Origin of the sequence: Pseudoalteromonas thalassia, from assembly GCF_049257215.1 — a bacterium.
In the GTDB taxonomy this organism is placed as follows: domain Bacteria; phylum Pseudomonadota; class Gammaproteobacteria; order Enterobacterales; family Alteromonadaceae; genus Pseudoalteromonas; species Pseudoalteromonas lipolytica_C.
In genome coordinates this window covers 1-22,110 of record NZ_JBMMUE010000023.1, presented here as the reverse complement: position 1 = coordinate 22,110, position 22,110 = coordinate 1, and the positions used below count along the sequence as shown (strand labels likewise).

Sequence of the window (22,110 nt, the reverse complement as noted above, 5' to 3'; positions counted from 1 at the left end):
AGATGTTATTTTGAATTTAAGCAATAAGGAGTCAACTTGGTTTGCAAACCAAGTGGTTGACTGGTATCACCTTCACGGCCGTAAAACTCTTCCATGGCAGTTAAATAAAACCCCTTATAAGGTATGGATCTCTGAGGTCATGCTACAGCAGACTCAAGTCGTAACTGTTATTCCTTACTTTGAAAAGTTTATGCAAAGCTTTCCTGACATCATTGCGCTTGCAAATGCGGATGAAGATCAGGTGTTGCACCACTGGACTGGCCTTGGCTATTACGCTCGTGCACGCAACTTACATAAAACAGCAAAAATAGTTCGTGATAAGTACCAAGGGCAATTTCCAACCACACTTGAAGAGGTGATGGACTTGCCGGGCATTGGTCGCTCTACTGCAGGGGCTATCTTGTCTTTATCGCTTGGCCAACATCACCCAATTCTAGACGGTAATGTAAAACGAGTACTGGCGCGCTTTTTTATGATTGAAGGCTGGTATGGGGTGAAAAAGGTCGAAAACCAGCTTTGGTCATTATCATCGCAATTAACCCCTAAAGAGTCGGTCACTGAGTTTAATCAGGCAATGATGGATTTAGGTGCAAGCCTTTGTTCGCGTAGTAAATTTGATTGTGAGCCGTGCCCTTTAAATAGTAAATGCCTTGCTTTTAATGAAGGCAAAGTTAAAGAGTTCCCACATTCAAAACCGAAAAAGGCAGTGCCTAAAAAGTCATGTCATCAGCTGATCCTAGCCTGTGACAATAAAGTACTTATGGAAAAACGCCCGAGCTCTGGAATATGGGGCGGCTTGTTTGGCTTTTTTGAGTTTAGCGAATTAACTGAACTAGAAACATTTTTAGCTCAGCACGGTTTAACTGCAAATACGCAGGCACTTGAAGCCTTTACCCATGTGTTTTCGCATTTTGAACTGACCATTAATCCGCATGTTTTAACATTGCCAAATATTCCAGACCTTATCAATGAGCGACAACTGGTTTGGTATCCGCTTGATGAGTCAGTTGAAGTTGGCCTTGCAGCCCCAACGAAAAAGCTGGTTAAACAATTAAGCACAATAGATTACAATAGCATCACGCAATAAGAGTAGAGAGCAATTATGGCACGTACAGTATTTTGTCAAAAGTTACAAAAAGAAGCTGAAGGCTTAGGCTTCCAACTATACCCAGGTGAGCTTGGTGAAAAGATTTTCAACAACATCAGTAAAGAAGCGTGGGGCCAATGGCAACACAAGCAAACGATGTTGATTAACGAAAAGCATTTAAACATGATGGACCCAGAGCACCGTGCTTTTTTAGAAGAGCAAATGGTCGGTTTCTTATTTGAAGGTAAAGACGTAGAAATAGAAGGCTACCGTCCACCAGAAAAATAAACCAATAAAATAAAGTAAAAAGGGCCGTTATGGCCCTTTTTTGATAAGTACTATTTGTTTTCTTGTTCGGCTTTTTGTATTTGCTCTTTTATATATTGAGCGACTTTAGAGTATTCAATTTCATAATTATCTCTAAGCTCAATTAATTCATCACTTGTAGGGTCTTCATTTTTACAGCGATGTTCAAATTGTTCAGCTAACTCAGCGACTTTCATTGCACCTATCGTTTTTGAGATAGATTTTAACTGGTGGCATGAGTTTATTATTTTCTCAAGATCAAGCTCGATAACCCCTGCATTTACTTCACGACTAAGTTGATTACTTTGCTCTAAATACATTTTATAAAAGCGTAGCTTTTTAGCTTCATCATTATTTACGTATTTAGATAATACGCTCATATCAATAGGGATTGCAGGTTTAGGTGGAGCCAGTTTCACCTCTTCAGGGTTAGCTTTATAAGCACATTTATGAAGTGCGGCTTCAAGTACATTTAACTCAACAGGCTTTGTTATATAGTCATTCATTCCTACATTTAAACAGCGCTCTTTTTCGCCTTTAAGAGCGTTTGCTGTGATAGCAATTATGTAAGGTTGAGCATTAATGTCTTCGAGTTGAGATGCTTCATTGCGGATCTTTTCAACCATGTCATATCCTGACATTTTTGGCATGTGCAAATCAGTTAAAATAATTGAGTGATGGCCTGCTCGCCATATATTAAGACCTTTTTCGCCATTTTCAGCAAGCTCAACACCATAGCCTAACAAGTGAAGTTGATCTGTTAATACTTGCTGGTTTAGCACATTATCTTCTACTAAAAGCACAAGTTTGTTTTCGTCACGAGCTTGGTCAACGCTCAAGTAATCATTGAAAGATTTGGTTGAGACAACTTGTTTCGGTGTGTGTAAACCCGCAGCCACTAACAGCGACATCATGAAGTTTGACTTACAAAATGGTGACGCATTTAAGTAGAAGATATTTTTATGATTTACCGCCGCTTCATCTAATTTACTCAACACGATAACTTGCTGGTTATTATCTTCTAGTGTGTAGAGTAAACGGCGCAAGATATAGTTAATATCCTCCATTCCCTCTATACCATCGAGGATCCAGATAATGTTTTCGTTATCTTGTTCCGCTTCTATTAAATCATTGCTATCGGCAAAAACATGAGTCGCTCCCATAAAAGATAAATAACGGGCAAGCAAAGCTTTACGGCCACTATGTTGTGTTACCACAACAACACGATGGCCTTTCATTGTATGTCTGTGGGCGAGATCTACTTTACCTTCGGTGCTAAATGGTAAATCGACAACAAATTCACTACCAATACCTAAGTCACTACTAACAGAAATGCTGCCCAACATAAGTTCTGTTAAGCTTTTACAAATTGATAATCCTAAACCGGTACCGCCATATTCTCGAGTAATAGAGCCTTCGGCTTGAATAAAGGGGTTAAAAATTTCACGAAGCTGGGCTTGTGTCATTCCTTTACCATTATCAGAAACAGTAAAACGCAATGTGTAATGATCGGTTGTGTTCTGAGCAACCTCAACAGATATTTTTACATGACCTTTTTTGTTTTCATCTGTGCTTGTGAACTTAATAGCATTACTACAAAGGTTATAGAGTACCTGACGAACTCGAACGGTATCGCCGATTAAGTTTGTGGGAATATCGGGTGCTATAGCAAGTTCAAGTTCAAGGTTTCGTTTTTTTGCAACTGATGACAGAACGCGAGCTACTTCTTCAACAGTATCCGAAACAGAAAATGGAATATTATCAATATTAAGCTTACCTGCCTCAATTTTCGAGAAATCGAGAATATCGTCTAAAATACCTAATAAAGAAAACGCAGAATCACGGATAATAGTACTTAGCCTGTGCTGGGCACCATCAAGCTCAGTTTGGCGAAGTAAATCAATGGTACCAATCACACCATTCATCGGTGTACGAATTTCGTGACTCATGGTTGCTAAGAAGGTTGTTTTGGTCTCATTCGCTTGTTCTGCTTTTAAAGTTGCTTGTTCAAGCGCGAGAGTTCTGTTGTGTACTTCTGTTTCTAGGCCGCTTTGTAGTTTTTGCAGATCGGCTTGCGCTGCTTTGTTTTCTTTAATTGCGGATTGAACCTTTCTCAGCAATTGATTGATATTTTCAGCAACAATATCTAATCCGAACTCAAGATTCTCTGTAACATGCGTGTTGTAGTCAGCATTATTCGTGATCGCAATTAACTCTTGGCTTAAAGAGCCGCTACTTTTAGTAAAACGCTTATTGATAAATATACTCATCGCAATTGACAAAATTATCAGCGCTAATACAGCTAAAGCGGCTAAAGCATATGAAACCCCAGCTGATTGAACTACAGGCTGTTCAGTTGGATGCTGTTTAACTATAAGCTCGCCGACTGGTTGGTCGTTAAACTCAAGCACAGTATGAACAAGCATGTTTTGTTCGAGTTGCTGATTAACTTTACTTGCATCAATTCGCTCTTGATTACTTGCAAACACCAGTGAGACATCACCATTTACTTCATACCGGTATAAGTAGTAATCAAAATTATTGTTTAGCAACAAACTAACATCTAATACCTCTTTTACTTTATCTTGTCCTGGCATTGTTAATGCGCTTATTAAAGGAGCTGATAACTGAGATGCAACTTGTGATGCGGTGAGTTTGGGTTGTGATGTTTGTTTTTCAGAATTGTTGGAAGGGTAAAAAGCTAGAGCAGTAACTGCTAAAAGTGTGATAACAAGATTCGTAATAATAAAAAGCGGTAACAGGCCTTTTACAGGAGAAGTTGATTTACTTCGCATAGCTTTAATCCAACAATTTATACTGCAATAGTAGGTATATTCTTGATAATTAGATAATCCTACCATCAATGAAGAAAAATTCACCACGTTTTTAGACTAGGAAATTGATTAAAAACATAAGACGTTGTAAAAGCGCATAAGTTTGTTGAATAAATAGTCTAAAAACCATTAAAAACAGCAATCTTGATTGAAAACTGTGCAAACAGATAGAATCCTCAAAAAATAGTTGACTTGAGAAGGCAAAACCCGTTTAATACGCCGCACGCCCAGATAGCTCAGTCGGTAGAGCACTGTGGAAGTTGTATTGAAAATCCTATAAGATTTTCAGCTTAAAACCGAAGTTTGCCCAGATAGCTCAGTCGGTAGAGCAGAGGATTGAAAATCCTCGTGTCGGTGGTTCGATTCCGCCTCTGGGCACCATTATTTATATATTGGTGCTTAAGACTAAGCATCAGTATCGTGCATAGCACACAGATTTAGTGTGCCGACTTAGCTCAGTTGGTAGAGCAACTGACTTGTAATCAGTAGGTCATCCGTTCAACTCGGATAGTCGGCACCATTTATTTAAACATCAAGCTTATAGCTTTTTGTTATGCCCAGATAGCTCAGTCGCTAGAGCCATCGGGAATTGCATTGAAAATCCTTATGGATATTATGCATAAAACTAAATATTGCCCAGATAGCTCAGTCAGTAGAGCCATTGGGAATTGCATTGAAAATCCTCTTTGGATGTTCAGCACAAAAACCGAATATTGCCCAGATAGCTCAGTCGGTAGAGCAGAGGATTGAAAATCCTCGTGTCGGTGGTTCGATTCCGCCTCTGGGCACCATTATTTGATAATCTCTTTTAAAGTGATTATAGTGCACAGCGCACACGATTTTAGTGTGCCGACTTAGCTCAGTTGGTAGAGCAACTGACTTGTAATCAGTAGGTCATCCGTTCAACTCGGATAGTCGGCACCATTTATTTTTAAACGAAAGTTTAAAATGCCCAGATAGCTCAGTCGGTAGAGCAGAGGATTGAAAATCCTCGTGTCGGTGGTTCGATTCCGCCTCTGGGCACCATTGATTCAAAGCCTCGCAATCGCGAGGCTTTTTTGTTTCTGTTTCCTTGTAGGTTGGGTAGAACGGAGTGAAACCCAACCAACTCAGAGTTATCAGCCATCAGATTTAAAATATACGAGTTAGCAAGGAGAAAGAGTAAAGTTAGCGAGTTACAAGGAGCGAGACTCGAGAAGTTGGAGGCGTTTCAACGCCGAACTCGTAGCAGCGGGTTTACCCCATGTTATCAAATTAAATTCTTCACCATTTAAACCATTTCTATGCGATATATAATCGCTACAATTTTGTAAGCTCGCAGCTTATCCCTATTTTTCTACAGTTCATCCTTACCAAATACCAGACTGTGTAATGTTATGTAAAGTCAGTTGAGCAAAACTTAAGGTAGTGCTTGAATTACAATCATAAATAGATGTTTTTCAGGTTTTTAGAATGAATTGGCAATATAAGCCGAGTTTATTGGCTTTAAGTGTAATTTTGCTAAGTGCATGTGCAAGCCAGACGACTCATAATGAACGAGTCGCTGAGCTTGAGGCCTTGCCAAGTGCATGGCAGCAATTACCTACGGACAACAAAATTCTTGCTGTTGAAGATAATTGGTTGCAGCAGTTACAAGACCCTCAAGTTTTTAATTTAGTGGAACAAGCATTAGCCCATAACCAAGCAATTTTACAAGCAGGTTATGATGTGGCGATTAAAGAGCAACAGCTTATTGCTGCTGGAGCCGATTTATGGCCAAGCCTTGATTTATCAACACGAGCGAGCCGTAGTAAAGATAATCGCCCTGTTAGTTATAACAACGCTAGTTCAGCATCATTAGAATTAAGCTACGAAGTTGATTTATGGGGTAAATTATCGGCCTCTGAACGGCAAGCAAACCTTGAATATTTAGCTGAAAAAGCCACATTTTCGCAAAGCAAACAACAATTAGTAGCTGATGTGGTTTCGGGTTGGTTTGATGTAATTACTAACCACAAATTACTTGAACTATATAAGCAGCGCGAACAAAACGCCGAGAAAAACTTAGATATTATTGAGTCGGGTTATCGTCAAGGTTTAAATGAAGCGCTTGACGTTTACCTTGCCCGTAATGAGCTAAATACTGAGCGCTCGAATATTGCTGCACAGCAAGCTACCTTAACTAAATCAATTCGTGATTTAGAGCGTTTAACAGGCCAATATCCTGCTGGGGCATTATCGGTTAGTGCCGATTTGCCACTACTTGAGAACACAATTCCTTTGGGTTTACCTTCAGAGCTTATCACCCGCAAACCAGCGTTAATGGCAAGCTGGTATCAGTTGTTAAGTACTGATGCAGGACTTGCTTACGCGCACAAACAACGTTTTCCGAGTTTGAATCTTTCAGCATCTATCAGTGATAGCACAGATAGAGTGAGTGATTTATTTTCGCCTTCAAGCTTAGCTTGGTCACTGATAGGTAGTATTTCAATGCCGCTTTTTGAAGGTGGTCGCTTAAAAGCCAATGAAGAGCAGGCAAGGCTTAGCGTTAAACGTCAGGAGCAAGCTTACCTTGCCACACTCTATGATGCATTTAATGAAGTTGAAACTGCAATCAGTCAAGAGCAAGCCTTGAAAGTGCGTTATGAAAAAACCTTAGAAGCACAAGAAAATGCAATTGCCGCAGAGCGTTTGTCTTTTGAGCAATATCAAAGTGGTTTAGTAACATACACGACAGTGCTTGATGCGCAAGATCGCTCTTTTAACGCGCAAAGCTCTGTTATCGAACTCAAAAACCAACTTATTAAAAATAGAATCAACTTACACATTGCCCTTGGCGGTGACTTTAGTGAAGCAAATAGCGAAGTAGCAGAGCAATAATCATGAATACTAAGACACGTAAAATATTAATTCCAGTCATTGTCGTGACGGTATTACTCGTCATGTTTATTAAAGGTAACCCGCCGCAAGCAAATCGTTTTTCTTCACCACCGAAAGCGAAAGTAAATGTGGCTGTTAAAACCTTAACGCCAGAAACTTATCAAGTGATGATTGATAGTTTTGGTACCGTAAAACCGCGAACGCAAAGTATGTTAGTCGCGCAAGCATCAGGGCAAATTATTGAAATAAGTGAGCAATTTCGCGAAGGTGGCTTTTTTGAAAAAGGCGATGTGTTGTTGCGATTAGATGATAGAGATCACCGTGCCGAAGTAAAATCAGCGCAAGCGGCCTTATTAACAGCCGAGCAAGGTTTACTTGAAGAACAGGCTCGTGGTCGGCAGGCCGAAACTGACTGGAAGCGCTTAGGTAAAGGCGAGCAAGCAAGTAGCTTGGTACTTCGTAAACCACAATTAGCAGCAGCCGAAGCCAGTGTGTTGTCTGCGCAAGCGACACTTGAAAAAGCGAAACTTGATTTAGAGCGTACAAAGATCACAGCACCATATGCGGGTCGTGTTTTAAGTCGTAGCGTTGATTTAGGCCAAGTGGTGAGTAATAACATGGAGCTTGCCAGTATTTATGCTATCGATAGAGTTGAGATCCGTTTACCAATCAAAAATAAAGACTTACCGTTTATTAATTTGCCAGAGCAATTTCGTGATGGGGCTAAAAATAGCGCGGGTTCATTAGTTGAATTCAGCTCAGACCTTGTTGGTAAACAGCATTGGCAAGGTCAAGTTATTCGTACTGAAGGTGCTATAGATGAAAATGCGCAGCAGCTTTATGTGGTTGCGCAAATTAACGACCCTTATAAAGCCACAACTGTGAATCAGTATCCAATTAAAATTGGTCAGTACATCAAAGCACAAATTACTGGTAAAGCCATTGAAAATGCCATTGTGATCCCAAATAGCGCAATTTACCAAGGCACCTATGTTTACGTAGAAGAGCAGGGTGTTCTGCGTCGTAAAAATATTGCACTTGCTTGGCAAAACGCTAACCAAGCTGTTGTCGCGGATGGTTTGTCTGCAGGCGATAACTTGGTGATTACACCGCTTGGTCAAGTGAGCTCTGGTACGCAAGTTACCGTTATGGGTAGCGAAGAGTATCAGGCGACCAGAGGAAAAGCTAAGCGTTCAAGCAATCAACAGCCGCCTAAAGAGCAAGGAGCGCAATAATGATTGCTTGGTTTACAAAGAATCATGTTGCAGCAAACTTATTGCTGATCAGCATTTTATTAGCGGGTTTATTTAGCGTTTCGACGCAAATACCACTTGAAGTGTTTCCATCGTTTGAGTCTGACCGAATTAGTGTCAGTGTATCACTTCGAGGATCAACTCCTGAAGATGTTGAAAAAGGGGTATCAATTCGCATAGAAGAAGCGGTGCAAGATCTTGAGGGAGTTAAGCGTATCACTAGCCGCTCTTCTGAAGGTTCTTCTTCGGTAAGTATTGAAGTTGAGACTGGGTATGATCCTAGGGAGCTTTTGGCTGACATTAAAAGCCGAGTAGATGCAATTAACACCTTTCCCGTCGATGCTGAAAAACCAATAGTATCGCTTGCTGAATGGAAGCGAGAAGTAATTGCCGTTTCTGTTTCAAGTATTTATGGCGAAAAAGAAACCCTTGAATACGCAGAAACCGTGCGTGATGAGCTACTGCGTTTACCAAGTGTAACTCAAGTTGAGCTAAGTGGGGTTCGTGATTACGAAATAGCAATAGAGGTGAGCCAAGATACCTTACGCCAGTATGATTTAAGCTTAGCTGACATATCATCAGCAATTCGCAATTCAAGTACTGATGTATCAGCCGGTAACTTAAAAACAGAAGGGGGTGATGTACTCATCCGCTCGAAAGGCCAAGCTTATCGCAAAGATGAATTTGCTAATATAGTGGTAAAAAACCAAGCTGATGGCACGATTATTCGTTTAGGTGATATAGCCCGTATTAGTGATGATTTTGAAGAAACCCCAGTTCGCACTCGCTTTAATGGTAAGCAAGCTGCATTTATTGATGTGTATCGTATTGGTCCGCAAAGTGCGATTGAAGTTGCTGATGCGGTAAAAAATTACATAACTGAGCATCAAAGCCAGCTTCCAGAAGGGTTTGAGTTAAGTTATTGGGATGATGACTCAGAAGTTGTAAAAAGCCGAATAGCAACGCTTACCAGTAACGCTATTCAGGGCGGAATTTTAGTCCTGGCACTACTCACCTTATTCTTGCGTCCAGCCATTGCATTTTGGGTGTTTATTGGTATCCCAGTGTCATTCATGGGCGCGTTTTTAATGATGCCGATATTTGGTATTACACTTAACGTTATCAGTTTATTTGGTTTTATTTTGGTACTCGGTATTGTTGTTGACGATGCCATAGTTACCGGAGAAAACGTCTATACCCATTTAAAAACTGCAGAAAGTGGTGAGCAAGCCGCTATTCGTGGAACGCAAGAGGTGGCAACTCCAGTCACCTTTGGTGTACTTACAACCGTTGCGGCATTTTTACCTCTCGCTTTTATTGAAGGTGCTCGAGGCGCCATTTTTGCACAAATTCCTGTCGTGGTTATTCCGGTTTTACTGTTCTCTTTGATTGAGTCTAAGTTTGTATTACCTGCACACTTAAAATACTTAAAGCTACGTCATGAAAAGGGCGAGCCATCGAGACTAGAGCGCCTTCAACAGCGTTTTGCTGATGGTTTTGAACACGCAATAATGAAGTATTACCAACCATTATTGAATCTAGCTTTAAAGAATAAAATGGCTACGGTTAGCTTATTTGTGGGGATTTTTGTAATTATTGTTACCTTGATCACAAGTGGTTGGACTAAATTTACCTTTTTCCCGCGTATTCCAAGTGAAACTGTACGTGCATCTATAACTTTCCCTGCCGGAACACCGTTTGAAGTGACCAATAAATACGTCATTAAAATGTCAGACAAGGCAAAAGAATTACAAGATAAATACCGCGATGAAGACGGCCAAAGTGTAATTCTAAATATTTTGGCAACCACAGGTGGCCGTGGTGGTTCGTCAAATACCGGTAGTGTTAGATTTGAGATCATGCCAGCAGAAAAGCGTGAATCAGATATAGGCTCACGAGAACTTGCCAGCGAATGGCGTGATCTTATCGGTATTATACCGGGAGCAGAGAGTGTCACTTTCCGTGCTGAGTTTGGCCGAACATCTAGCCCGATTGATGTACAGCTAAGCGGTAGCTCAATCGACACCCTCGAAGCAGTTGCTGAAAAAGTTAAAGTGCGTTTATCGACGTATCCAACTGTGTACGAAATAGCCGATAGCATGTCAGATGGTAAAGAAGAGTTGCAAATTGAGCTTACAGAGCAAGGTTTAGCGCTTGGATTAAACCGTGTTGATGTATCGCAGCAAGTGCGTAACTCGTTTTTTGGAGCGCAGGTACAGCGCATTCAACGTGGGCGCGACGATGTGCGGGTAATGGTACGCTTACCGATTGAAGAGCGTCGCTCGGTTGCAGACTTAAAAGACATACTTATTAAAACACCTGCTGGTGGGACTGTGCCGCTTTCGCATGTGGCTACTTTAGTGCCGGGGCAAAGCCCATCGTCTATTTACCGTATTGACCGCTATCGAACATTGAATGTCACAGCTGATGTTGAAAAATCAAATACCAATATGACGGTACTGCAAGCAGACTTAAAAACTTACTTAGATGAGCTAATGGTGCAATACCCAGGTGTTGATTACACACTCGAAGGTGAAGCCAAAGAGCAGCGTGAGTCATTTGGTTCACTGGCTTGGGGCCTCGTGTTTGTATTCTTTATTATTTATGCGTTATTAGCGATACCGTTTAAATCGTATACTCAGCCATTGATAGTGATGAGTGTTATTCCGTTTGGCATGATAGGTGCGGTAATGGGCCACTGGGTAATGGGTATGGAGTTAACCATTATGAGCTTACTTGGCATGTTAGCCTTGATAGGCGTGGTAGTGAATGACTCACTAGTACTGGTTGATTTTATCAATAAGAAGCGTGAAGAAGGCGGTGACTTACTTGAAACCGTTAAGATTGCAGGGGCTGCACGTTTCCGCCCAGTTATGTTAACCAGCTTAACCACCTTTATTGGTTTAATGCCATTGCTATTTGAAAAAGCAACGCAAGCACAATTCCTTATTCCTATGGCGGTAAGCCTTGGCTTTGGGATTATCTTCGCAACGCTTATCACCTTGCTATTAGTGCCAGTTAATTACCTATTAATGGAGCGCTTTCAGGGATGGTTTAAGTAGAGCCCGAAGTTAAAAATTAGCGCTTGGTTGAGACCAGGCGCTAGAAGCTAGGTTCTAGGACGCGGGGTAAACCCGCTGCTACAGGTAACGATGTGGCGGCGGATTTATCCCGCGTTTTTTGTTTTAAAAGAATAAGGTTAGCGAGTTAGCAAGGGGAAAGAGTAAAGTTAGATTGTGCCCGCACATTGCTATGGCTAAACCCGATACCGTAGGCGTGAAATTTATTTCGCGCGAATAAGAATAATAAGTTCTTGTATAAGAGAAAAACTACATGGAAGATTTTCGATAGCTGATAGCTGATAGCTGATAGCTGATAGCTGATAGCTGATAGCTGATAGCTGATAGCTGATAGCTGATAGCTGATAGCTGATAGCTTGATGGTGTTCCCCAAGTATGCGGTGCCCGGTGTCAGTCCTGAAACCTTGAGGTTTCAGGGCGGGGATCTGCGGTCTACCGTAGGCTTCTCGGTACATGCCGAGCTTGCACAATAGTAAACGAACAGAAACCCTAACATAAAATTTATCGGCTCAGGGACTTAACCAAGCTCCTGCACCCTAGGGAACACCTTCAGTATATAAGACAAGTTTCAATCCTTAAACCATAGAAGCAAAAAAAGCGGATCGTTCGCGTAGTTTTTCCCCACCTTTAACTGCTTATTTACTTTTCAGATTGCTTTTTGACCTCAATCATACAATTAATTGGAGTTGCGATTTATCGAGTGGTAGCATGACGTTACTTAGCCGAACAAAGAAAAAGTTATGAGCACGTTACCTGATTACCAACAAGCCCAATTGTTATTAGAAAAAAATGAAATTTTTGTCGCACCGTCAGAAGCCCATGGTGTGATAAGTGGTTTATTAGCCTGTGGCATCAATATTGAAGCCGATGAATACTTAGGTTTATTAAGTGATGTATTCAACGATGGCCAAGCTTTTAGTAAAGATTTAAAAGCATTTTTTGCTGATGTGTATTCTCAGGTTGTTGCCAGTTTTAGTGATGAAGAATTTCAGTTTGACCTATTTTTACCAAGCGATGATGAAACGCTGATCGATTTAGCCAATGGCTTAGTATCTTGGGTATCGGGTTTTATGCTTGGTTTTGGTTTAAAACAAAAAGATTACGGCAAGTTATCAGCTGATGTGAAAGAAGTGATCAGCGACTTTAGTGAAATTACCCGCCTAGACACCATGTTTGAAGAGACCGAAGAAGACAGCCAAGCACTGCACGAAGTGATTGAGTATGTGCGTGTTTCTGCATTGCTATGTTTTGCTGAGCTAGGTAAAGAGCCAGTAGGAAAAAGCACTAAAAAGACCCTTCACTAATCAAATTACAGAGGTTTAGCATGTCGTCTATTGCTATCGATAAAGCTGAATTTAAAGCCCGTCGTGAGCGCTTGCTTGCGATGATGGATAAAAACAGCGTGGCTATTATTCCAGCTGCTGGAGAAGTAACACGCAGCCGTGATACTGAATATGCATTTCGCCAAGACAGTGACTTTTTCTATCTTACTGGGTTTAACGAACCAGATGCGGTTTTAGTGCTTTGCCCGTCGAGCGATACACCAAGTACGCTTATTTGTCGTAACAAAGACAAACTAGCTGAAATTTGGCATGGCCGTCGAATTGGCTTCGAAAAAGCTAAATCTGAGTACTTATTCGACGCAACTTGCCCACTTAGTGAACTAGATGAACAATTATTAGATTTGGTGAACGGCCAGCAGATTTTATTTTATGCACAAGGTACTTACGTAAATTTCGATGCAAAAATTTGGGATTTATTAAGCACACTTCGCAGCGCACCTAAAAAAGGCTACAAAGCCCCACACACTATTAAAGACATTCGTGGTTTAGTGCATGAAATGCGTTTGTTTAAATCTGATTCAGAATTAAACATTATGCGTACAGCTTGCGAAATTAGTGCACAAGGCCATATTCGCGCTATGCAGTTTGCCAAACCAGGCGCAACTGAATACCAATTAGAAGCAGAGCTTCATCATCATTATGCAATGAATGGTGCTCGTCACCCTGCTTATGGCACGATTGTCGGCAGTGGCGACAACGCCAACATTTTGCACTACACACAAAATGATGCTGAGCTAAAAGATGGCGATTTAGTATTAATTGATTCTGGCTGTGAACTTGAAGGTTATGCGGCAGATATTACACGCACCTTCCCAATTAATGGCAAATTTAGCGAACCACAAGCGGCGCTTTACAACATTGTATTAGCAGCCCAAGAAGCAGCATTTAGCCAAGTTAAGCCGGGCGGTAGTTTATCTAAAGCAAATGAACTGGCTTCAACGGTATTAACGCAAGGGCTTATTGATTTAGGCATTTTAACCGGCGAGCTTGATGAGCTTATGGCAAACCAAGCATGCAAAGCGTTTTACATGCATGGCCTTGGTCACTGGTTAGGGTTAGACGTACACGATGTTGGCGAATACAAGCTTGATGAAAAAGAGCGCGTATTTGAGCCGGGCATGGTGCTCACTATCGAACCGGGTTTATATATTAGCGAAGATGCAAAAGCACCAGAGCAATATAAAGGCATCGGTATTCGTATTGAAGATAACTTACTTGTCACTGAAGATGGCTATGAAAACCTGACCATTTCGGTTCCTAAAACCATTAGTGACATTGAAGCAGTGATGCAAGCAAATAAAGGCTAGGAGCAAGCGTGGCAAAGCAGTTTGATGTTGTCATTATCGGCGGTGGAATGGCGGGAGCAAGTTGTGCTCTGGGTCTAAAACAGAGCAATAATCAGTTATCAATCGCTGTAATTGAAGCAAATGAAGTAAGCGCAGACTATCACCCAAGCTTTGATGATAGAAGCATTGCGCTGGCTCAGCAGTCTGTTCAATACTTAAAATCAATCAATGCTTTTGATTGTCATGCGCCATTTGCAGCAGCGATTGAAAAAGTAACCGTATCTGATCGTGGTCATTTTGGTAAAACACATATTGATTGCCAAGAATATGGTCATGATGCCCTTGGCTATGTGGTTGAAGTGAATCCATTTGGTCGTAGCCTTCACCAGCAACTTACCCGTACTGATGTTAGTTTGTATTGCCCAGATACGGTTGCCAAGCTTGAATACCGAAGCGACTGTGCCATCATCACGCTAAACTCGGGCGAGCAGTTAAGCGCAAAACTTGTGGTGATTGCCGATGGTGCTCATTCGCAAAGTCGTAAACTGGCTAATATTGAGTTTAATACTCGCGCTTATCAGCAAGCGGCGATTATTGCCAACATCGAAGTGGCTGGTGGTCATCATCATCATGCCTTTGAGCGTTTTACCGAGCACGGCCCAATGGCACTGTTGCCAATGAGTAACAATCGATACTCACTGGCATGGTGTATGGAGCCTGAGCAAATTGAGCACCATATGGCACTTGAAGATGATGCCTTTTTAGCTGCGCTGCAAAAAGCATTTGGTTATTGCGGTGGCTCATTTAGTAAAGTGGGTATGCGTGCAAGTTATCCGCTTGTGTACGGTAAAGCAGAATCACTGAGCAACCACCGTACAGTATTAATTGGTAATGCAGGCCATGCAATCCACCCAATTGCCGGACAGGGCTTTAATTTAGGGCTACGTGATGTGCAATTATTGTGTGATATGGCAAATAGAAGCGACCTTGGTGATTACGCTTTTACTCGTTATTACAGCCAAACTCGCAGTAAAGATATTACTACCGTGATGACACTCACAGACAGCCTAGTGCGTTTGTTCTCAAACTCATCACGATTGCTTGCGCTTGGTCGCAGCATTGGTCTTTTCTCAATGGATTTATTCTCCTCGTTAAAAACCCCACTGGCAAAACAGCTTATGGGTCAGGTTAAGCAAGGTAAACGGATATGAAACAAGCACAAGTTTGTATTGTCGGTGGTGGCTGTGTTGGCCTTACGCTAGCGCTTGGTTTAGCAAAAGCAGATATCAGCGTTGTGGTGATTGATGCGAGTAAAAATCAAACTTTACCGGGTGATGATTACGCACTTCGCGTGAGCGCATTAAGCCTAGCTAGTCAGGGCTTATTTGAGTCATTAAATGTATGGCCAGAGATCATTAAACAACGTGCTACACCGTATACGTCGATGGATGTACGTGATCAAGACAGCTTTGGCAAAATTCATTTTGATCATAACGATCTCGATTTACCGCAGTTAGGTCATATCGTTGAAAACGACATTATTCGCTACGCTTTAATTAGCGAACTTGAAAAGCAAAGTAATGCCACTTTATTGTTCGAAACCCGCTACCAGCAAATTCATCAAACTGATTCTGATGTGTTTATTACTCTTGAAAGCGGCGAGCCTGTAATTGCTAAGTTATTAGTGGCGGCTGATGGGGCTAACTCGGCTATTCGCAAGCAGTTCAATATGCCAATTACTTTTAAAGATTATGACCATCACGCCATTGTTGCCACAGTTAAAACCGCTGATGAGCATAACAACACGGCACGCCAAGTGTTTTTACCAAGCGGGCCGCTGGCGTTTTTACCCCTGCCAGATAAACATACGCACTCAATTGTTTGGTCAACAAGCCCTGAGCATTGCGACACACTTTTAGCACTTGATGATAGCAACTTTAATAAAGCGGTCATGGCAGCTCTCGATGGCCAATGTGGTTTATGTGAAGTGCAAAGTGAGCGCATGGCGTTTCCACTTAAGATGCGTTATGCCCAGCAGTGGGTGTCGGGCAAAGTGGTATTAATAGGCGATGCAGCGCATACCATTCACCCATTAGCTGGTTTAGGTATGAACCTTGGCCTAAAAGACGCCGCTTATTTAATTGAGCTATTAAGTAATGAGCAAGGCGAGTTTGCAAGTGCACGCACGCTGCGTGATTATGAACGTACTCGCAAGCTTGATGCACAAAAACACATTGCAATGATGCAAGGCTTAAAAGAGCTATTTGCAGGCGCTAACCCACTGAAAAAACTCGTACGTGGTGTTGGTTTAAGCCTTGTAGACAACCTTGGCCCAATTAAACATTTGTTCGCAAAAGAAGCAATTGGTAAATAACGCCTAACTAGTTGTTACTATTTAGTTTAAGCCGCAGCTAAGCAATTAGCTGCGGCTTTTTTGCACTTATATGAACGCAAAATGATAGCGCTGTCATTTTTGTTAGTGTATGATTAAATTTTTGTGATGGTATGGAAATTAAACAGCTCTTTTGAGTTGTATACTAGATTCCAACCAAATAAAAATAATTAAACTAAGAGAACAATTATGGAAGCAACGGTTGAGTGTGACAACAACACAAAACAAAGCATCTGGCTGCCAATGGTATTGGCTGGCTCAATGTTTTTTATCTTAGGATGTATAACGTGGCTTAATGGTGCAATTACACCATTTTTGCAGCAAATGCTTGAGCTTTCGCCGTTACAAGCTTCGTTTATCATCTCTTCTTTTTATATTGCGGTAACAGTTGCCGGCATACCATCGGCGATGCTGATCAAACGCGTTGGTTATAAGAATGGCATGGCGATTGGTTGTGCGATTATGGCTTTATCGGCGCTGATGTATATTCCTGCTGCGAAACTGCAAATGATCGAAATATTCTTGTTCGCACAGTTAATGATAGGTGTTGGACAAACCGTACTACAAACCGCTGTTAACCCATACGTGGTTAAAATGGGCTCTGAAAAATCAGCCGCAGTGCGCGTGTGTATCATGGGCTTATTAAACAAATTTGCGGGTGTTATTGTGCCTGTTATTTTTGCCGCTGTAGTTGTAAGCGGTGTTGTTGATGGCGCAGGTAAATTATCGCAAGAACAAAAAGACATTATGGCAAATAGCCTTATCATGCCTTATGTGTTGATTGCCGCTTTAATTATGTTATTTGCAGCATTTGCCAAATTTGCACCATTGCCTGATTTAGTATTTGATGAAGACGAAACATCAAACGGCAAAGGCGAAATTAAAGAAACCTTAGCACACCCTCACTTAGTTTTAGGTGTAGTGGGGATTGCGCTATACGTTGCTGTTGAAGTTATTGCAGCAGACACCATTGGCTCGTACGCATTACAAATTGGCGTTGCTGATTACTCAGTTATGACCTCTTACACCATGGCGTGTATGTTGATTGGTTACGCGATTGGTATTTTAACTATTCCACGCTTTATGAGCCAACAAACGGCGTTATTAATGTCGGGTATTGCCGGTATTATCACCGTGTTGTTAGTGGTACTTGGCAGCAATGACTCGTTCATTATTTCAAACCTATTATTAGTGCCATTTGGTGGCCCACAATTACCAGACCCATTGTTATGCATTGCGTTACTAGGCTTTGCTAATGCTATGGTTTGGCCTGCAATTTGGCCACTGGCTTTAGCTGGCTTAGGTCGCTTAACAGGCACCGCATCAGGCTTATTGATCATGGGTATTGCTGGTGGCGCACTAGGCCCGTTATTAATCGGTTTAGGAAACGTAGCAGGCCTAGGCGCACAAGGCGCTTACATTGTGATGATCCCAAGTTATGTATTCATTTTATTCTACGCCTTAAAAGGCCATAAGATGAGAAGCTGGAAGTAACCCAGCAAACTAATTTTTCAAGTTAGACAAAGCCGCGCTACGCCCATCATCGCGGCTTTTTTGTGTGTAAAAGTTAGCGAGTTTCGAGTTAGCAAGGGGAAAGGGACGAGATACGAGGTGGAGGAGGCGTTTTAGCGCCGAATTCGTAGCAGCGGGTTTACCCCGCGTAATTTACTGTTTTTCACTGTGGTTCACTATTTTTACACAAAGAGAAGACAATGAGAAGAGAATGAGAAAGACCATAAAGTTATGTAGTTTTAACTCTAAAGCAGAGCGTCTCTTTTCCTCTTTGTGAGTATTACTTTTTTATGTAGCGCGGAGCGCCTCGGTGCTCTCTGTGGTTCAATATTCTTTTGCACAAAGAGAAAACAATGAGAAAAGAATGAGAAAGACCATAAAGCTATGTAGTTTTTCTTCTAAAGCGCAGCGTCTCTTATCCTCTTTGTGAAAATTTTTTTTAAATTCTGTTTTCTCTATGCAACGCGAGGCGTTTCGGTGTTCTCTGTGGTTCACTATTTTTTGCACAAAGAGAAGACAATGAGAAGTGAATGAGAAAGACCATAAAATTATGTAGTTTTTCCTCTAAAGGGCAGCGCCTCTTATCCTCTTTGTGATTATTATTTTAAATTATGTTTTCTCTATGTAACACGAAGCGTCTCGGTGCTCTCTGTGGTTCACTATTTTTTTCACAAAGAGAAGACAATGAGAAGAGAATGAGAAAGACCATAAAGTTATGTAGTTTTTTCTCTAAAGTGCAGCGTCTCTTATCCTCTTTGTGAAAATTATTTTTAAATTCTGTTTTCTCTATGCAACGCGAAGCGCCTCGATGCTCTCTGTGGTTCACTATTTTTTACACAAAGAGAAGACAATGAGAAGAGAATGAGAAAGACCATAAAGTTATGTAGTTTTTCCTCTAAAGTGGAGCGTCTCTTATCCTCTAAAGTGCAGCGCCTCTTATCCTCTTTGTGAGTATCTATTGAGTCACGCGATATAAAATCGCGGCTACAATCTCGCTAACTCTCACTCACAAAAAAGCCGTGGGATTTTCATCACACGGCTTTTGATATTTCGCTAAGTCGTTTTATTAGAACGAGTAGCTGTAACCTAGTTGTAGGGTACGTGGTTTACCCGGTTGAATACCGCCGTTTGCACGGTTTGCAACGTAGGTTTTGTCAAACAGGTTGTCTACTGTTAAGTATACTTTTTGTTTGTCGTCGATTAGGTATTTAGCAGCTAAATCCCATACCACGCGGCTGTCGATTGCATTGCGACCTGAGCTAGTTAAGTCTGCGTGTGCATCAGACACATAACGCATTTGCGTATCGAATACAAAGCTTGAGAACTCAGCACCCACTGAAAGCGCTAATTGGTTTTCAGGCACGTATGGCATTGCATCGCCTTTTTCTACGCTACCCCAAAGATCTGATTCAAACGCGTTGTCGAACTCAGAATCCGTGTAAGTGTAAGTTAAGCGAACAGGGAACGAAGCTGCGTTAGTAGCAAACACTTTACCTGCACTTAGCTCAAAGCCAGACACAGATACTTCACCGTAGTTGTATTGGTCGCCAATGTTGTCATCGCTACAACCTACAGCCGCAGTACAGTTACCGTGCATGTTTGTGTAGTCAGAGTTAAAGTAAATTACTTCACCTTGAATACCCGCGTAATCGTAACGACCACCTAGCTCAATGTTAACACTCTCTTCTTCTTCTTGATCCGCATTACCCGGGGCAGCTGGTGCGTAACCTTTTTGAATACCAGCAAGAAGCGTTAGGTTATCGCTTACAGTGTAAGTCGCACCTAGTGATGGTACTAAGATCTCTGTGTCGTTGCTGATGTCTTTTGTTAGACCATTTTCACGGTTTGGATCAGATTTTGCCCATTCAACACGTGTGATTGTGATGTCTTCGTAGCGAAGACCCGCGCTAATGACTAATGCATCAAGTGACCACTCATCTTGAATGAATAGGGTAGTCGCTTCGGCGCTGTCTACACGGTTGCTATCAGAACCCGGCACGCCTTTTTCAGTTAGCGTCATTGATAGGTCTTGATTTAGCGTGTATTTGTCTTGCCATTGGAAGCGATCCATTTCATCTTCGTGGTAACGTGCACCAACAGTGATGTAGTGGCTACCTGCTGGAATATGGAACTCAGTTTGTAAGCCTTTCGCTTGGTAATCACGGTTGTTTGCTTTTACTGCAACGCCTTCAATACCTTCGCTCGTTGGGTTTGCTTCAAACTCGCTGTATTGCTCAAGGTTACTTGTGCCTACTTTGCTTGCTTTATACCAGTTACGGTGGAAGTCATTTAGGTAAGCAGTAGCAAGTAACTCGTAACCTTTACCAAAGCGGTATGCATAGTTGATTTGGTATGCATTATGTTGAGTGTTCATCTCATCGTTTTGCGATGCAGCATAACGACGGTAAGGGTTTTCTTTGTAATCAGCGTCAGTTAAACCCATGTACGTTTCGTCAGAGCGCTCGTCTGAGTACTTTAACTTCATTTCTAGGCTGTGTGCTTCGTTATCACCAAAGTCAAAACCAAACTTTAATAAGAAATCGTTCTTTTCAAAGCCTGTGTTGTCGCTACCTACTGGTAAATCTTTAAAGCCATCTGCACCGTAAGTGAATACTTCTACAAGGCCGGCAGCATTGTTTTTCTTTTTACCGAAGTAAGCATGACCTTTGTAGAAACCGTCGCTACCAAGTTCAGCGTTAAGTAAACCTTTAGAACCTTCAGTTGGTAAGCTACGAGAAACTAAGTTTAAAACACCGCCTGTTGTACGCGGGCCATACTTAACAGATGCCGCACCTTTAAGTACTTCGATAGACTCCATACGACCCATAGTAGGGAAGTAGTAAGCAGAAGGCGCTGAGTAAGGTGCTGGTGCTACAAGTACACCATCTTCCATTACTGAGATTTTGTCGTTACGACCCGTACCCGTACCACGCATACCGATGTTAGGACGAAGGCCATAGCCGTCTTCTTCTTGTACATATACACCCGGTACAGCACTTAAAACACGAGATATATCAGTATATTCAAACTTTTCTAGTTCTTGCTCATCAATAAAAGTAGCAGAGCCAGGAATATCGTTAATTGCAGATGCAGAGCCAATTACAGTGATTTGCTCGAAGTTTTTCTCTTCTTTAGTTACATCTTTTGCAAAAGCATTAGCGCTTAAAGATAAAGCGACCGCAGTAGAAAGCGTAGAAACAATAAACTTAGGTGTCATTGTGTGTCCTGTGTATGTTTAGATTTTTTTAACCGGCGCAATTAAAACATGTAAAGTAATGCGAATCAATCCTATTTGTAATAAAACAGGTATGAACTGTAAGTTTATGAATTAAATCACTTATAATAAATACAGTAGTATTGTATTACGATATTGGGTTTGGGGGGGTGTTAAGTAAAACTTAATAGGTGGAGCGAAACACAACGTCTCGAGCCATCAGCTATCAGATTCAAAAGTTAGCGAGTTAGAAAGAATAAAGGAGAAAGAAGCTATAACCTTTAGTTAGATTGTGCCTGCGCATAGTTAAATTGAAATGCTCACCTGTAGGCGTGAAATTTATTTCGCGCGATATTCTTCAAATCAACGGGTAAGTCGTAGGTCTGGCTTTAGCCCGTCAATTTTAACTATTATGTGTCGCCATAAATGACGACTTACATTGTTTGATTTATTAGCTTGTCGGTTGGGAAGAGCGGAGCGAAACCCAACGTTTCACTATTTTTTGCACAAAGAGAAGATAATGAGAAAAGAATGAGAAAGACCATAAAGCTATGTAGTTTTTCTTCTAAAGCGCAGCGTCTCTTATCCTCTTTGTGATTATTACTTTCTCTATGTAGCGCGGAGCGCCTCGGTGCTCTCTGTGGTTCAATATTCTTTTGCACAAAGAGAAAACAATGAGAAGTGAATGAGCAACTCAATAAAACTATTAGTTACTTTCCTCTAAAGCGTAGCGTCTCTTTTCCTCTTTGTGAGTATTACTTTTTTTATGTAGCGCGAAGCGCCTCGGTGTACTCTGTGGTTCAATAATTTTTTGCACAAAGTGTTGTGGTCAACTAATTCCGGACAGTGAATTAAGTTTTTCTTCTGCTATAGCAGGGGCAACCATTTGATTATGGCTATGTGGCCTGCGCCAGTTATAATAATTCATCAAATAATTACTAATA

Annotated in this window: 12 protein-coding genes, 5 tRNA genes and 1 other RNA gene; 15 read left to right on the top strand and 3 right to left on the bottom strand. The window is 41.4% G+C overall.

The genetic code is table 11. The features are described from left to right. The first annotated feature begins 10 nt into the window (after window positions 1-10). Together mutY and AAEU31_RS19405 are read left to right on the top strand one after the other, a co-directional pair. Window positions 11-1,087 (top strand): A/G-specific adenine glycosylase, encoded by a 1,077-nt coding sequence (gene mutY, locus AAEU31_RS19410; RefSeq protein ID WP_206769093.1) that lies wholly within the window; start codon window positions 11-13, stop codon window positions 1,085-1,087. A 15-nt stretch (window positions 1,088-1,102) separates the two neighbouring features. Beyond that, entirely contained in the window at window positions 1,103-1,375 is a 273-nt protein-coding gene (locus AAEU31_RS19405) for an oxidative damage protection protein (protein ID WP_036970432.1), read from the top strand. Between the two features lie 50 nt (window positions 1,376-1,425). Here AAEU31_RS19405 and AAEU31_RS19400 read toward each other — a convergent pair whose 3' ends face one another. Further along, window positions 1,426-4,188, bottom strand: coding sequence for an ATP-binding protein (locus AAEU31_RS19400; RefSeq protein WP_421968066.1), 2,763 nt, complete (start codon window positions 4,186-4,188; stop codon window positions 1,426-1,428). A 344-nt stretch (window positions 4,189-4,532) separates the two neighbouring features. Here AAEU31_RS19400 and AAEU31_RS19395 point away from each other — a divergent pair. From AAEU31_RS19395 to AAEU31_RS19360, 8 genes are all read left to right on the top strand, one after another. After that, window positions 4,533-4,608, top strand: a tRNA-Phe gene (locus AAEU31_RS19395). Window positions 4,609-4,671: 63 nt separating this feature from the next. Beyond that, window positions 4,672-4,747 (top strand) — tRNA-Thr (locus AAEU31_RS19390). A gap of 195 nt (window positions 4,748-4,942) precedes the next feature. Next, window positions 4,943-5,018 (top strand) — tRNA-Phe (locus AAEU31_RS19385). A 57-nt stretch (window positions 5,019-5,075) separates the two neighbouring features. Further along, a tRNA-Thr gene (locus AAEU31_RS19380) sits at window positions 5,076-5,151 on the top strand. A 26-nt stretch (window positions 5,152-5,177) separates the two neighbouring features. Next, window positions 5,178-5,253 (top strand) — tRNA-Phe (locus AAEU31_RS19375). A gap of 426 nt (window positions 5,254-5,679) precedes the next feature. Then, window positions 5,680-7,086, top strand: a complete 1,407-nt coding sequence (locus AAEU31_RS19370; protein WP_421968065.1) for an efflux transporter outer membrane subunit — start codon at window positions 5,680-5,682, stop codon at window positions 7,084-7,086. Between the two features lie 2 nt (window positions 7,087-7,088). Then, entirely contained in the window at window positions 7,089-8,321 is a 1,233-nt protein-coding gene (locus tag AAEU31_RS19365; RefSeq protein WP_421968064.1) for an efflux RND transporter periplasmic adaptor subunit, read from the top strand. Continuing rightward, window positions 8,321-11,401 carry an efflux RND transporter permease subunit gene (locus AAEU31_RS19360; protein WP_421968063.1) on the top strand — a complete coding sequence of 1,027 codons (3,081 nt, stop codon included), beginning with the start codon at window positions 8,321-8,323 and terminating at the stop codon, window positions 11,399-11,401. The genes AAEU31_RS19365 and AAEU31_RS19360 overlap by 1 nt, the downstream gene beginning before the upstream one ends. Window positions 11,402-11,781: 380 nt before the next feature. On the opposite strand, the gene ssrS is transcribed toward AAEU31_RS19360, so the two are convergent. Further along, a non-coding RNA gene (gene ssrS / locus AAEU31_RS19355) (6S RNA) lies at window positions 11,782-11,965 on the bottom strand. 194 nt (window positions 11,966-12,159) lie between these two features. On the opposite strand from ssrS, the gene AAEU31_RS19350 reads away from it, so the two are divergent. The 5 genes from AAEU31_RS19350 to nagP all read left to right on the top strand — a co-directional run bounded on the left by AAEU31_RS19350 (window position 12,160) and on the right by nagP (window position 17,934). Beyond that, a complete protein-coding gene (locus AAEU31_RS19350) occupies window positions 12,160-12,723 on the top strand; it encodes a UPF0149 family protein (RefSeq protein ID WP_135925810.1) in 564 nt (187 codons plus the stop codon). Between the two features lie 20 nt (window positions 12,724-12,743). Further along, window positions 12,744-14,069: a Xaa-Pro aminopeptidase gene (gene pepP, locus AAEU31_RS19345; RefSeq protein WP_421968062.1), complete on the top strand. Its 1,326-nt coding sequence runs from the start codon at window positions 12,744-12,746 to the stop codon at window positions 14,067-14,069. A gap of 8 nt (window positions 14,070-14,077) precedes the next feature. Next, window positions 14,078-15,259, top strand: coding sequence for a 2-octaprenyl-6-methoxyphenyl hydroxylase (ubiH, locus tag AAEU31_RS19340; protein ID WP_421968061.1), 1,182 nt, complete (start codon window positions 14,078-14,080; stop codon window positions 15,257-15,259). Next, entirely contained in the window at window positions 15,256-16,422 is a 1,167-nt protein-coding gene (locus AAEU31_RS19335) for an FAD-dependent monooxygenase (RefSeq protein WP_421968060.1), read from the top strand. Before ubiH ends, AAEU31_RS19335 begins: the two co-directional genes overlap by 4 nt. 207 nt (window positions 16,423-16,629) lie before the next feature. Further along, entirely contained in the window at window positions 16,630-17,934 is a 1,305-nt protein-coding gene (gene nagP / locus AAEU31_RS19330; RefSeq protein WP_055198117.1) for an N-acetylglucosamine MFS transporter NagP, read from the top strand. A 1,084-nt stretch (window positions 17,935-19,018) separates the two neighbouring features. On the opposite strand, the gene AAEU31_RS19325 is transcribed toward nagP, so the two are convergent. After that, window positions 19,019-21,169: a TonB-dependent receptor family protein gene (locus AAEU31_RS19325; RefSeq protein WP_348714708.1), complete on the bottom strand. Its 2,151-nt coding sequence runs from the start codon at window positions 21,167-21,169 to the stop codon at window positions 19,019-19,021. Window positions 21,170-22,110: the final 941 nt, after the last annotated feature.